The organism is Streptomyces xanthochromogenes, assembly GCF_014650455.1.
Lineage (GTDB): Bacteria > Actinomycetota > Actinomycetes > Streptomycetales > Streptomycetaceae > Streptomyces > Streptomyces xanthochromogenes.
In genome coordinates, this window is record NZ_BMUZ01000006.1 from 481,754 (window position 1) to 493,987 (window position 12,234).

Genomic DNA, 12,234 nt, shown 5'->3' on the forward strand with positions numbered 1-12,234 from the left:
GTCAGCCCGGGGCCACGAACTCCCCGAACCGCACGTCGTACGAGGTGGCCGAGGTCATGTCGGCAAGCAGCCGCGCACCTTCCTCGGCCACTGCGGCACGCACGCCCTTCCCCAGCGCGCCGAACGCCTGCACCGTGAGCAGCGCCTCCCCGCCCTTGTGCTCCTCGACCTGCCAGATCCCGGCGAGGAAGCCGTCGACGAGGAGGGTGCGGTGGGCCTGGTTGCCGGTCCAACTGCGCCCCTTGTGCTCGGCGGCAACCACGCGGGAGCGATCGGCGTGCGAGAGCAGCAGGTTGTCGAACTCGGGCAGGAAGCGGGGCGGTGCCGGGGTGTCCTCGGCCGGCCGGGCCGCATCCGGCAGGTCGAAGAGCTCGACGCCGTTCTCGTCCCGGAACACCGCGAGCCGGGGTCGCAGCCGCTCGAAGACGGCCCCGAGCCGGGTGAGTCCGGCCCAGGTCTGCATGTCCTTGACGGAGGCGGGCCCGAAGGCGCCGAGGTAGCGCAGCACCGTCCCATCGGGTTCCGGCACGGGCCCGGCCGCACGGCCCAGCCAGTGCTCGACGGTGGTGAGCGCGACCTGCCCGCTGCGCCCCCACATCCCGCGCGGGGTCACCTGGACCAGCGGAAGGACACAGCGGGCGGCGACGGAGAGCGCGAAGGGGTCCGCGTCCGGCCACTCCTTCAGGAGCACGTCACGCAGTTCCTTCATGGTGTACGGGCGCTCCTCGACCAGCGTGCGCACGATCGCGCCGAGCCGCTCCGTGTCGACCCCTGCCAGGCCCTTGCGGAAGGTGTTCAGCTCCCGGTCCCGGGCGCCCTGCACCAGCGGGCGCAGGGTGAGTGCGTCGTCGGCCGTGTGGGTGTGGATGGTGGAGCGCAGGGTGACGATCCGCACCACGTCGCGTGCCTCCATCAGCTCGGAGAGCGCTTCCGGCCGGAAGCCGGCGAGCCGCGACCACAGGGCGAAGTAGGGCGGCTTCACGTTCTGGGCCTGGAGTCCGAGAAGGTGACCGACGGCCTCCACGGGCGAGAGCGCGTCGCTGCGCCGCAGCAGGAGCTGCCGGTCGAGGGTGGCGCGATTGAGTGCCCGGCGCGAGAGCGGGGGCGCGGAGCTGGTGCCGGTCTTCGAGGGCATACCAGCACGGTATCGAGCCAAGCGGACAGATCCTGTCCTCTTCGGCCCCGTAACCGCTCTCAGCCGAGTGGAGGGCGACCGGGGAGAGAGCGCGGAGGGCGACCCGATGGGCGCAAACGAGCCGGAGGCGGCGAGCAGCCCCGGAGGCTGGGAGCAGCCAGGAGAAGCAGGCCGAGAACGGGCGAGGAGCGGACGGGGACCGACACGACACCTCGGGCAGGTGCATTTTGAGCCGTATATCCTGCTCAAGGAGCATTCCGAAGGCATTCCGGGGCTGCTTCCCGGGAAAGCAGACCGAGGTTCGACAGCCCTGGGGGCTGCGCGCAGAGCGGGAGGCGAGAACGTGCCCGACCGAAGGGACCGCCCCGCGCGGCCGCCGAAGAAGCATGCGTGGCGCAGGCAGCCCGCCATCGCCGAAGCCCAGGCCACCTCCGAACCCGTACCGCCCGCCGAGAGCAGCGCGGCGCCGGCCGACGGCGTACCCGCGGGGAGCGGCAGGGGCGGCAGCATCGTGCAGTCGGCCCTGTACCGCGACGGGCGGCACATCGCCTCTCACGACACCCTCGCCGAGACGTTCCGTCGCCTGCGCGAGACGCCCGACGGTATGGCGTGGATCGGTCTGCAACGCCCCTCGGAGGCCGAACTCCTTTCCCTGGCAGCCGAGTTCGACCTCCACGAGCTGGCGGTGGAGGACGCGCTCGAAGCCCATCAGCGCCCGAAGCTGGAGCGCTACGGCGACACCCTCTTCGTCGTGCTGCGCGCGGCCCGCTACCTCGACGCCCCGGAGGAGGTGGACTTCGGCGAGCTCCACGTCTTCGTGGGCCGGGACTTCGTCATCACCGTCCGCCACGGCGCGGCCCCCGACCTCTCCGCGGTCCGCCGCCGCATGGAGGAGGACCCCGAGCTCCTGGCCCTGGGCCCCGAAGCGGTCCTCTACGCCATCCTGGACGCGGTGGTGGACGGTTACGCCCCGGTCGTGGCGGGCGTGCAGAACGACATCGACGAGATCGAGACGGAAGTCTTCCGCGGCGACCCCGAGGTCTCGCGCCGCATCTACGAACTCTCCCGCGAAATGGTCGAGTTCCAACGCGCCACCCGCCCCCTGGTGGGCATGCTGCACGGCCTGATGGCGGGCTTCGCGAAGTACGGCACCGAGGAGGAACTCCAGCGCTACCTCCGCGATGTCGCGGACCACGTCACCCACACCAGCGAGCGAGTCGACGGCTTCCGCCAGGCCCTGACCGACATCCTCACGGTCAACGCGACCCTGGTGACCCAACAACAGAACGCGGAAATGCGGGCGTTGGCTGAGGCGGGCTTCGAGCAGAACGAGGAGATCAAAAAGATCTCCTCGTGGGCAGCCATCCTCTTCGCACCCACACTCGTGGGGACCATCTACGGCATGAACTTCGAGAACATGCCCGAGCTGGGCTGGGGCTTCGGGTACCCGTTCGCGATCCTGCTGATGGCGGTGGTGTGCGTCAGCCTGTACTTCATCTTCAAGCGGCGGCGGTGGCTGTAGACCCGCACGCGAAAGCATCGATCAGCTTCGCACATGTGAATACACCCATGGGACTGTTTGGGAGCCCAGGGCCGCCCTCGTCGTGGGCTCAGTGGCGGTCCTTGCGGCGATGGCGCCGACGGTCGCCGCCCAGGAGCCCGGCCGGCCCTCTCCTGCCGCTGTCGAGCGTTCTTCCGCCGCTGGAGCTGAAGGCCGGCGAGCCGTACTACTTCTGCCTGACGGACGCCAACGAGAAGGCGCTCGCGCAGGCGCACATCACCTTCGACGCGGTCGCCCCGAACACCGTGGTCACCTACAAGAGCCACACGTGCATGCGCGGCACCCTCAAGAGCGGACGGATCAACACCGACCTCACCGGCCTCGCGGGCGAGGGCACCGGCGGCTTCGCCTTCCAACGCGACGGCAGGCGCGCCGAATTCACCGCCCCGCGCGTCGCACTGCACCTGGACATGACCGGGACCTGGACCGCCGAGCACCAGGGACGACGCGTCGACATGTTCTCCTCCACCCGCGAAGGAGCCAAGCCGTCCCTGACCAAGGTGAGCGCCGAGAACCTGCCGATGACGCTGACGCCGGCCGGGGCGCAGGCCCTGTCCGCAGCCTTCGGCGCCAGCCCCGTACCGGCCGGCCCTTCTTCGAGGGCAACGCCAGCTTCGACGTCCTGAACTCCGTCGTCGGACTGCTCAGCCCCAAGCCGTAGGCCAGGAAACCGGGCACGGGCGGGAGCCTTTACCCCGCGTCGCCCGGGCCGCCGCGTCCTCGGAAGGCCGACGCACCGATAGCGTGGGCGGCATGGACGGTGTGCGGGGTGGTGAGCACGAGGTGCCCGGCGGCACCAGGGGTCCGCGGCCCTCGCCCGGAGAAGCCGGCTTCCCCGTGTTCCACGCGGCGCGTTCGGGCGGGCTCGCCGAGCTGGACGGGCGGCTGGTCGAGTGCCGAGCCTGTCCTCGGCTGGTCGCCTGGCGCGAGGAGGTCGCCGCTACGAAGCGGGCTGCCTTCCGGGGCTGGGAGTACTGGGGCAGGCCGGTGCCGGGCTTCGGGCCGCACGACGCCCCGCTGGCGGTGGTCGGGCTCGCGCCGGCCGCGCACGGCGGCAACCGGACGGGCCGCATGTTCACCGGCGACGCGTCGGGGGACTTCCTCTTCGCGGCCCTGCACGAGGTGGGCCTCGCCTCTCGGCCCACCGCCACCACGGCCGACGACGGCCTGGAGTTGTACGGAGTGCGGGTGACCTCTCCCGTCCACTGCGCACCTCCCGCGAACAAGCCGACACCGGCGGAGCGGGACACGTGCCGGCCGTGGCTGGCGGCCGAGATCACGCTCCTGAACCCGCGTGCGATCGTCGTCCTCGGCGCCTTCGGCTGGCAGACCCTGCTGCCCGTACTCGCCGACGCCGGCTGGCAACTTCCGCGCCCCCGGCCCCGGTTCGCGCACGGCGCCCTGGTGACGCTGCGACGCACCGAGCCGACCGCCGCACGGTCGGCGCGAGCGGAACTGAGTGACGGCGGCGGCCGGGCCGCGAACGACGAGCTCCATCTGATCGGCTGTTACCACCCCAGCCAGCGCAACACGTTCACGGGACGCCTGACCCGGCCCATGCTGACCGGCCTGCTCCAACAGGCATCCGCCCTGGCGGGTTCGGGCTGAGGCAACCCCAACACCGAGCCGCGACCGTGTCAGCATGGGGCGTCCGCACGGGGCCGCCGGGGAGCGGCCCGCTCCGGCCGACCATCCCCGACCCACGTCACCGGAGTGAGGACATGGATCCTGAGCAGCACCACGCCACGTGTCGGGCGCGCGTCCGCGCGCTTCGGCAACCGCACCGCTTCGGCACCCGCGACCTCCGTACCGCCGTGGCCGTCCCCACCAAGCGCAGGGGGCTCCCCCTCGACGGCGACGAGGCCCCGCCCACGGTGGGCACCCGCTCCCGCACGGGCGCCGTCCCCGCGAGGACGGCGTGGCCGGTGTCGGACGCCGCCCCGCGCCGCCCGGCACCCGAGAACGCGGGAGCGGCCTCGTGACCGCGCCGCGGCAGGACCCGCTGCGCGACCCGCGTTTCTTCGCCGACCCGTACCCCACCTACGACCGGCTGCGCGAAGGCTGTCCCGTCCAGCGCATCCCCACCGGCTCCGGCGGACGCGAGGCGTACCTGATCACCGGCCATCCCGAGGCGCGCGAGGCGTTCACCGACCCCCGGCTGTCCAAGGACACGGCCCGCTTCTTCGCCGGCCAGGCCTCGACCCGCGACCTGCACCCGGCGATCTCGCGCACCATGCTGGCGAGCGACCCTCCCGCGCACACCCGCCGACGGCGGGTGGCGACGCCCCTGTTCACCGCCGGACGCGTCCGTGAACTGCGCCCGTACATCACCGGGGTCGTCGACGACCTCATGGGCACGTGGCGACCGGGCACGGAGGTCGACCTGGTGGCGGACCTGGCGGTGCCCCTGCCGGTGACCGTCGTGTGCGAGCTGCTGGGCGTGCCGGAATCCGACCGTGCCACGCTCGCCGGCTGGTCCCACGACCTCTTCGACGCCACCGACACCGACCGCGTCGACCGCGCGTCGCACCGGATCGGCGACCATCTGACCCGTCTCGTCGACACGGCCCGCGCCACCCCCGGCGACGGCCCGCTCCACTCGTTCCTGCGCGGCTGCGACGACGGCGGCCTCGACCGGGACGAGATCGTCTCCCTGGCCGCCCTCCTGCTGGTCGCCGGGCACGAGACCACCACCCACTTCATCGGCAACGCGGTCCTGGCCCTGCTCCGGCACCCCGAGGCGTTCGACCGCCTGCGCCGGGCCCCGGACCTGATCCCCGGCGCCCTCGACGAACTGCTCCGCTTCGACTCCCCGGTGAGCGTGGCCACGTTCCGTCACAGCACGGAGGACCTGCGCGTGGGAGGGGTCGACATCCCCGCGGGCTTCCCGGTGCTCATCGCCCCCGGGGCCGCGAACCGCGATCCGGCGGTGTTCCCCGGCCCGGGCCGCCTCGACCTCGACCGCGACGCCGGTGGCCATCTCTCCTTCGGTCACGGCATCCACCGCTGTCCGGGCGCCCCGCTGGCCCGGGCCGAGGCCGAAATCGCCCTGCGCGCCCTGGTGACCCGGTTCCCGGGCACGCGTCTGGCCGGTCCCCCGGAATCGCCGGTCTGGCGCCGGACCCGTCTCACGCGCGGCCTGGCCGGCCTGCCCCTCGCGCTCGCCTGACCGTCCCCCGCCGGTCGTCGCGGGGCACCCGGCTTCGGCCCGCGGTTGCCACGGGGGCGGCGGGGCCCGGCGCGCGGCCGCTCACCCCTCGAACCGGTACCCCATCCCCGGCGCCGTGATCAGGTACCGCGGATGCGAGGGATCGGATTCGAGCTTGCGGCGGAGCTGGGCCATGTACACCCGGAGGTAGTTGCTCTGGGTGCGGTAGGTGGGGCCCCACACCTCCTGGAGGAGGCGGCGCTGGGTGACCAGGGTGCCGCGGTTGCGGATCAAGACCTCCAGGAGGTGCCACTCGGTCGGGGTGAGCCGTACGTCGTGGCCGTCGCGCCGCGCCTTCTTCGCGAGGAGGTCGAGCGTGAAGGCCTGGGTGGTGACGACTCCCCCGTCCGCGCTCCTGACCGCCGGCGCGACTCTGCGGGTCGCCACCCGCAGACGGGCGAGCAGTTCGTCCATGCTGAACGGTTTGGTGATGTAGTCGTCCGCCCCCGAGTCGAGGGCCTCGACCTTCTCGTCGGACGTGGTGCGCGCCGAGACCACGAGGATCGGGGCGCGGCACCAGATCCGCAGCCGCTTCAGCACCTCGATGCCGTCCATGTCGGGCAGCCCGAGGTCGAGCAGGACCGCGTCCGGGGGCCGTACGGCGGCGAGTTGGAGGGCGGCGGCGCCGTCCTGCGCCGAGTCGACCTCGTACTTGCGGGCCTTGAGGTTGATCTCCAGAGCCCGTACGAGCTGCGGTTCGTCCTCCACCACCAGCACCCGGGTCATCGACGTGCCGCCCTTCCTGAGTGACCTAAGACGCTCACTTCTGGGTGAGTTCCTTGAGCGCGATGTTGAGCTTGAGGACGTTGACGCCGGGCTCCCCCATGAAGCCGAGGACGCGGCCGTCGGTGTGGTCGGCGACCAGCCTCTCGACCTGTCCGACGTCGAGGTGGTTCTTCTCGGCGACCCGGTGGACCTGGAGCTTCGCGTAGGCCGGGGAGATCTGCGGGTCGAGGCCGGAGCCGGAGGAGGTGACCGCGTCGGCGGGCACATCGGCCGGGTCCACCCGGTAGCCGGGGACGGAGTTGTCCTCGACGACGGCTTCCTTGGCGTCCTTGACCTGCTGGATCAGTTTCTCGTTGTCGCCCGACAGGTTGGTCGCGCCGGACACGAGCAGCTGGTACTGGGTGTTGATGCTGTTGGTGCCCAGCCCGTTCGAGGGGCGCGGCTGGAACCACTTCAGGTCGGGCACCGCGGCCTCGTCGGCGTTGTCCGGGTCCTTCTTGGGGAGGTCGTACCGCTGCCCTATGAGCGCGGAACCGACCACCTGGCCACCGGACTTGATCTCGGACCCGTTGGCCTTGTTGCCGAAGGCCGCCTGCGCGATCCCGGTCACCACGAGCGGATAGATCACTCCGCAGACGACGGTCAGGACAAGCAGGGCGCGCAGCCCGGCACCGAGCAACCGTGCCGTGTTTCCAATGGAGTTGTTCATGACGGATAGCACGCTTTCGAGGGATTAGAGCCCGGGGATGAGGGAAATGAGCAGGTCGATGATCTTGATGCCGATGAAGGGGGCGATCAGGCCGCCGAGTCCGTAGATCCCGAGGTTTCGCCGGAGCATCCTGTCGGCGCTGGTCGGCTTGTAGCGCACGCCCTTCAGGGCCAGCGGCACGAGCGCGATGATGATCAGCGCGTTGAAGATCACCGCGGAGAGGATCGCGGTCTCGGGGCTGTGCAGGCTCATGATGTTGAGCTTGTCCAGGCCCGGGTAGACCACCGCGAACATCGCGGGGATGATCGCGAAGTACTTCGCCACGTCGTTGGCGATCGAGAAGGTCGTCAACGCCCCACGGGTGATGAGGAGTTGCTTGCCGATCTCGACGATCTCGATGAGCTTGGTCGGGTTGGAGTCGAGGTCGACCATGTTGCCGGCCTCCTTCGCGGCCGACGTACCGGTGTTCATCGCCACACCGACGTCCGCCTGCGCGAGCGCCGGGGCGTCGTTGGTGCCGTCGCCGGTCATCGCGACCAGCTTGCCGCCGGCCTGCTCACGCTTGATGAGCGCCATCTTGTCCTCGGGGGTGGCCTCCGCGAGGAAGTCGTCCACGCCCGCCTCTTCGGCGATCGCCTTCGCGGTCAGCGGGTTGTCGCCCGTGATCATGACCGTCTTGATGCCCATGCGGCGCAGTTCGTCGAACCGCTCCCTCATGCCCTCCTTGACGACGTCCTTGAGGTGGATGACACCCAGGACCCGTGCGCCGTCAGCGTCCTCCACAGCCACGAGCAGCGGCGTGCCACCAGCCTCGGAAATCCGGTCGGTGAGCGCCTGGGCGTCCTGTGCGACACTGCCGCCCTGCTCCTTGACCCATGCGACCACCGAACCGGCCGCGCCCTTGCGGACCTTGCGTCCCGCCACGTCCACGCCGGACATCCGGGTCTGGGCCGTGAAGGCCACCCACTCCGCGCCGGTCAGCTCGCCCTGGTGGCGTTCGCGCAGGCCGTACTTCTCCTTCGCGAGCACCACGATCGAGCGGCCCTCGGGCGTCTCGTCCGACAGGGAGGAGAGCTGGGCCGCATCCGCGACCTCGGCCTCGGTGGTGCCGCCGACCGGCACGAACTCGGATGCCTGACGGTTGCCCAGGGTGATGGTGCCGGTCTTGTCGAGCAGCAGCGTCGACACGTCTCCGGCCGCCTCGACGGCCCTGCCGGACATGGCCAGTACGTTGCGCTGCACCAGGCGGTCCATCCCCGCGATGCCGATCGCGGACAGCAGCGCGCCGATGGTGGTCGGGATCAGACAGACGAGCAGCGCGGCGAGCACGATCATGGACTGCTCCGCCTTCGCGTACATCGCGAACGGCTGGAGGGTCACGACCGCGAGCAGGAAGACGATCGTGAGGGACGCGAGCAGGATGTTGAGCGCGATCTCGTTCGGCGTCTTCTGCCGCGCCGCGCCCTCGACCAGGTTGATCATCCGGTCGATGAACGTCTCGCCCGGCTTCGTCGTGATCTTGATGACGACCCGGTCCGACAGCACCTTGGTGCCGCCGGTCACCGCGGACCTGTCACCACCGGACTCGCGGATGACGGGCGCGGACTCACCCGTGATCGCCGACTCGTCCACGCTCGCGACGCCCTCGACCACATCACCGTCGCCGGGGATGACGTCGCCGGCCTCGCACACCACCAGGTCGCCGATCCTGAGCTCGGTGCCGGGGACCTGCTCCTCCGAACTCCCGTCGAGGCGACGGGCGATGGTGTCGGTCTTGGCCTTGCGCAGGGTGTCCGCCTGCGCCTTGCCGCGGCCCTCCGCGACGGCCTCCGCGAGGTTGGCGAAGATCGTGGTCAGCCACAGCCAGGCGGCGATCGCCCAGCCGAACCAGTCGCCCGGGTCCTTGACGGCGAGGACCGTGGTGAGGACCGATCCGATCTCCACCACGAACATGACGGGGGACTTGACCATGACGCGGGGGTCGAGCTTCTTCACCGCGTCGGGGAAGGACTTGACCAGCTGCTTCGGGTCGAACATGCCGCCTCCGACCCGTCCGGCCTCGGGCTTGTGCCCGCCGGGGAGGTCGTTGTGGGGCGCGCGGGTGGGTGTGGCGATGGACATGGAGCCGGGCTCCTCGTGCTTCTTCGTGCCGAAGGAGCCTGGCTCCTGCGACTTCTGCGTGTTCTTCGTGTCGGCGGTCATGACGCCAGGCCTTCCGCGAGGGGGCCGAGGGCCAGCGCCGGGAAGTAGGTCAGACCCGCGACGATCATCACGGTGCCGACCAACAGGCCGGTGAACAAGGGCTTGTTGGTGCGCAGGGTGCCGGCCGTCTCGGGGATCGGCGTCTGCTCGGCGAGCGAGCCAGCGAGCGCGAGCACGAACACCATGGGGACGAACCGGCCGAGCAGCATGGCGAGTCCGATGCTGGTGTTGAACCACGGGGTGTTCGCGTTGAGCCCGGCGAAGGCCGAGCCGTTGTTGTTGGCGCCCGAGGTGTAGGCGTACAGGACCTCGGAGAAGCCGTGCGCGCCGGTGTTGGTCATCGAGGTCAGCGTGGACGGCATGGCCATCGCGACCGCCGTGAAGATGAGGACCAGGGCGGGGGTGACGAGGATGTAGCAGGCCACGAACTTGATCTCGCGGGTGCCGATCTTCTTGCCCAGGTACTCGGGGGTGCGCCCGACCATCAGGCCCGCGATGAACACCGCGATGACGGCCATGATCAGCATGCCGTAGAGGCCGGAGCCGGTGCCGCCCGGGGCGATCTCGCCGAGCTGCATGCCCAGCATGGTGATGCCGCCGCCGAATCCGGTCAGCGAGGAGTGGAAGGCGTCCACCGCGCCGGTCGAGGTGAGGGTGGTGGCCACCGCGAAGATCGAGGACCCGCCGATCCCGAACCGGTTCTCCTTGCCCTCCATGGCGCCGCCCGCGAGGTCGAAGGCGGGGCCGCCGTGGTGGAACTCGGTCCACATCATCAGCGCGGTGAAACCGACCCAGATCGTCACCATCGTGGCGAGGATCGCGTAGCCCTGCTTGACCGAGCCGACCATCCTGCCGAACGTGCGGGTCAGCGCGAACGGGATGACCAGGATGAGGAAGACCTCGAAGAGGTTGGTGAAGCCGTTGGGGTTCTCGAAGGGGTGGGCGGAGTTGGCGTTGAAGTAACCGCCGCCGTTCGTACCCAGCTCCTTGATCGCCTCCTGCGAGGCGACCGCGCCCCCGTTCCACTGCTGCGAGCCGCCCATGAACTGGCCGACCTCATGGATGCCGGAGAAGTTCTGGATGGCGCCGCAGGCGACCAGGACGATCGCGCCGAGCACCGAGACGGGCAGCAGGATGCGGACGGTTCCGCGCACCAAGTCGGCCCAGAAATTGCCCAGTTCACCGGTACGGGACCGGGCGAAGCCGCGTACCAGCGCGACGGCTACGGCGATGCCGACGGCCGCGGACACGAAGTTCTGCACGGCCAGGCCGCCCGTCTGCACGACGTGGCCCATGGCCTGCTCGCCGGAGTACGACTGCCAGTTCGTGTTGGCCACGAAGGAGGCGGCGGTATTGAAGGCCTGGTCCGCGGGGATCGAGACGAAGCCGAGCGAGCCGGGCAGCGAGCCCTGCAGGCGCTGCATCAGATACAGGAAGAGGACGCTCACCAGGGAGAACGCGAGGACACCGCGCAGATAGGCGGGCCAGCGCATCTCGGTGGTCGGGTTGGCGCCGACGGCCTTGTAGATCCACTTCTCGACGCGCAGATGCTTGTCGGAGGAGTAGACCCGGGCCATGTAGTCGCCGAGGGGACGGTAGGCCAGGCCCAACGCCACGGCGAGGGCCGCGAATTGGAGCACGCCGGCTACGACAGGAGACATGGCGGGACTCAGAACCTCTCCGGATACACAAGGGCGAGGACGAGGTAACCCAGGAGGGCGACGGCCACGATCAGGCCGACGATGTTCTCGGCAGTCACAGCTTTGCCACCCCCTTGGCGATGAGCGCCACCAGCGCGAAGACCGCGAGTGTGGTGACGACGAAGGCCAGATCGGCCATCGTGGACTCCTCAGAGAGGCCTCAGAGAGGCTCGAAACGAACGGACACCCTGAGGAAACCTCCTCACCAGGCGTGTTCGGCCTCCGTTGACGTCCCTCTTACGGCCCGCCGCGACTCCTTGACGAGTCCCATACGCGCGGGGCCTCCGGCGGGATGGGGGTGGTGACGCGGCCGGGCCGGGGGCTGCGGAGCCCCGGCGGACCGTGCGGGCCCCGAAGGGGGTGGGGGCAGCCGGTGCGGGTTTACGCCCCTGCGGGCATGACCGGCCCTGGCGCGACCGGCACGGAGGCGGCTGGTGTGGTGCCCCGGGGGCCGTGCGGGGACGTCCGTGCGGGGCCGGCCGATGGCGCCGGGGGCAGGGACGGCCGGCCGGTGCGGGCCGTCCGACGGGTGGCCCTTGCGTGCCGGGGCGACGGCAACCGCCCGCCCCGGTACGGGAGTTGGACCGGGGCGGCCGGCGGCGCCGGACACCCCGGGGTGGGTCAGGCGGCGCGCCGCACCCGGGCCGCCTTGCGGGCTTCGGACAGCTCGCGGGACTCGCCGGCACGGCGCGAGTTCCCGGTGCGGCCCGCCGACTGGCCACGGGCGGTGCCGCGGCCGCGGAAGGGGGCCTGGCCGCGCTGCTTGGGGCGGTCGGCCGGGGCCGCAGCGGGGCCGACGGGGATGCCGGACGGTGCCTGGGCGCCGGTGATGCGGCTCAACTCCGCCTCGCCGGAACGCACTTGGGTGATGGTCGGGGTGATCCCCGCGGCCATCATCAGGCGGCTCATCTCGCGGCGCTGGTTGGGTGTGACGAGGGTGACGACGCTGCCGGACTCGCCCGCGCGGGCGGTGCGGCCGCCGCGGTGGAGGTA

The 12,234-nt window shown here is 70.9% G+C and carries 11 protein-coding genes and 1 pseudogene; 5 read left to right on the top strand and 7 right to left on the bottom strand.

Translation table 11 applies throughout. The features are described from left to right. Position 1 precedes the first annotated feature (1 nt). Entirely contained in the window at positions 2–1,135 is a 1,134-nt protein-coding gene (locus IE267_RS18980; protein ID WP_189764022.1) for a winged helix DNA-binding domain-containing protein, read from the bottom strand. Positions 1,136–1,478: 343 nt separating this feature from the next. On the opposite strand from IE267_RS18980, the gene IE267_RS18985 reads away from it, so the two are divergent. From IE267_RS18985 to IE267_RS19005, 5 genes are all read left to right on the top strand, one after another. Then, positions 1,479–2,657, top strand: coding sequence for a magnesium and cobalt transport protein CorA (locus tag IE267_RS18985; protein WP_189764023.1), 1,179 nt, complete (start codon positions 1,479–1,481; stop codon positions 2,655–2,657). Between the two features lie 101 nt (positions 2,658–2,758). Continuing rightward, positions 2,759–3,322 carry a hypothetical protein gene (locus tag IE267_RS18990; protein WP_189764024.1) on the top strand — a complete coding sequence of 188 codons (564 nt, stop codon included), beginning with the start codon at positions 2,759–2,761 and terminating at the stop codon, positions 3,320–3,322. 127 nt (positions 3,323–3,449) lie between these two features. After that, positions 3,450–4,304, top strand: a complete 855-nt coding sequence (locus IE267_RS18995) for a uracil-DNA glycosylase (protein ID WP_189764025.1) — start codon at positions 3,450–3,452, stop codon at positions 4,302–4,304. Positions 4,305–4,417: 113 nt separating this feature from the next. Continuing rightward, positions 4,418–4,678 carry a hypothetical protein gene (locus IE267_RS19000; RefSeq protein ID WP_167152637.1) on the top strand — a complete coding sequence of 87 codons (261 nt, stop codon included), beginning with the start codon at positions 4,418–4,420 and terminating at the stop codon, positions 4,676–4,678. Continuing rightward, entirely contained in the window at positions 4,675–5,865 is a 1,191-nt protein-coding gene (locus tag IE267_RS19005; RefSeq protein WP_189764026.1) for a cytochrome P450 family protein, read from the top strand. Before IE267_RS19000 ends, IE267_RS19005 begins: the two co-directional genes overlap by 4 nt. An 81-nt stretch (positions 5,866–5,946) precedes the next feature. On the opposite strand, the gene IE267_RS19010 is transcribed toward IE267_RS19005, so the two are convergent. The 6 genes and pseudogenes from IE267_RS19010 to IE267_RS19035 all read right to left on the bottom strand — a co-directional run. Next, complete coding sequence (locus tag IE267_RS19010) at positions 5,947–6,630, bottom strand: response regulator (RefSeq protein WP_189764027.1); 684 nt, start codon at positions 6,628–6,630, stop codon at positions 5,947–5,949. A 34-nt stretch (positions 6,631–6,664) separates the two neighbouring features. Continuing rightward, positions 6,665–7,339 carry a potassium-transporting ATPase subunit C gene (locus IE267_RS19015; protein WP_189764028.1) on the bottom strand — a complete coding sequence of 225 codons (675 nt, stop codon included), beginning with the start codon at positions 7,337–7,339 and terminating at the stop codon, positions 6,665–6,667. Positions 7,340–7,363: 24 nt separating this feature from the next. Further along, positions 7,364–9,460 (bottom strand): potassium-transporting ATPase subunit KdpB, encoded by a 2,097-nt coding sequence (kdpB, locus tag IE267_RS19020; RefSeq protein ID WP_189764059.1) that lies wholly within the window; start codon positions 9,458–9,460, stop codon positions 7,364–7,366. A 77-nt stretch (positions 9,461–9,537) separates the two neighbouring features. After that, complete coding sequence (gene kdpA / locus IE267_RS19025) at positions 9,538–11,202, bottom strand: potassium-transporting ATPase subunit KdpA (RefSeq protein ID WP_189764029.1); 1,665 nt, start codon at positions 11,200–11,202, stop codon at positions 9,538–9,540. 8 nt (positions 11,203–11,210) lie between these two features. Next, complete coding sequence (gene kdpF / locus IE267_RS19030; protein WP_063801986.1) at positions 11,211–11,300, bottom strand: K(+)-transporting ATPase subunit F; 90 nt, start codon at positions 11,298–11,300, stop codon at positions 11,211–11,213. A 562-nt stretch (positions 11,301–11,862) separates the two neighbouring features. Then, positions 11,863–12,234: pseudogene (locus IE267_RS19035) on the bottom strand (DEAD/DEAH box helicase); the annotation flags it as partial.

What these genes read in the sequence shown, in the direction of transcription:
- IE267_RS18980 (WP_189764022.1), bottom strand. Translation starts at nt 1,135, where the DNA reads ATGCCCTCGAAGACCGGCACCAGCTCCGCGCCCCCGCTCTCGCGCCGG.
- IE267_RS18995 (WP_189764025.1), top strand. Translation starts at nt 3,450, where the DNA reads ATGGACGGTGTGCGGGGTGGTGAGCACGAGGTGCCCGGCGGCACCAGG.
- IE267_RS19000 (WP_167152637.1), top strand. Translation starts at nt 4,418, where the DNA reads ATGGATCCTGAGCAGCACCACGCCACGTGTCGGGCGCGCGTCCGCGCG.
- IE267_RS19010 (WP_189764027.1), bottom strand. Translation starts at nt 6,630, where the DNA reads ATGACCCGGGTGCTGGTGGTGGAGGACGAACCGCAGCTCGTACGGGCT.
- IE267_RS19015 (WP_189764028.1), bottom strand. Translation starts at nt 7,339, where the DNA reads ATGAACAACTCCATTGGAAACACGGCACGGTTGCTCGGTGCCGGGCTG.
- kdpB (WP_189764059.1), bottom strand. Translation starts at nt 9,460, where the DNA reads ATGTCCATCGCCACACCCACCCGCGCGCCCCACAACGACCTCCCCGGC.
- kdpA (WP_189764029.1), bottom strand. Translation starts at nt 11,202, where the DNA reads ATGTCTCCTGTCGTAGCCGGCGTGCTCCAATTCGCGGCCCTCGCCGTG.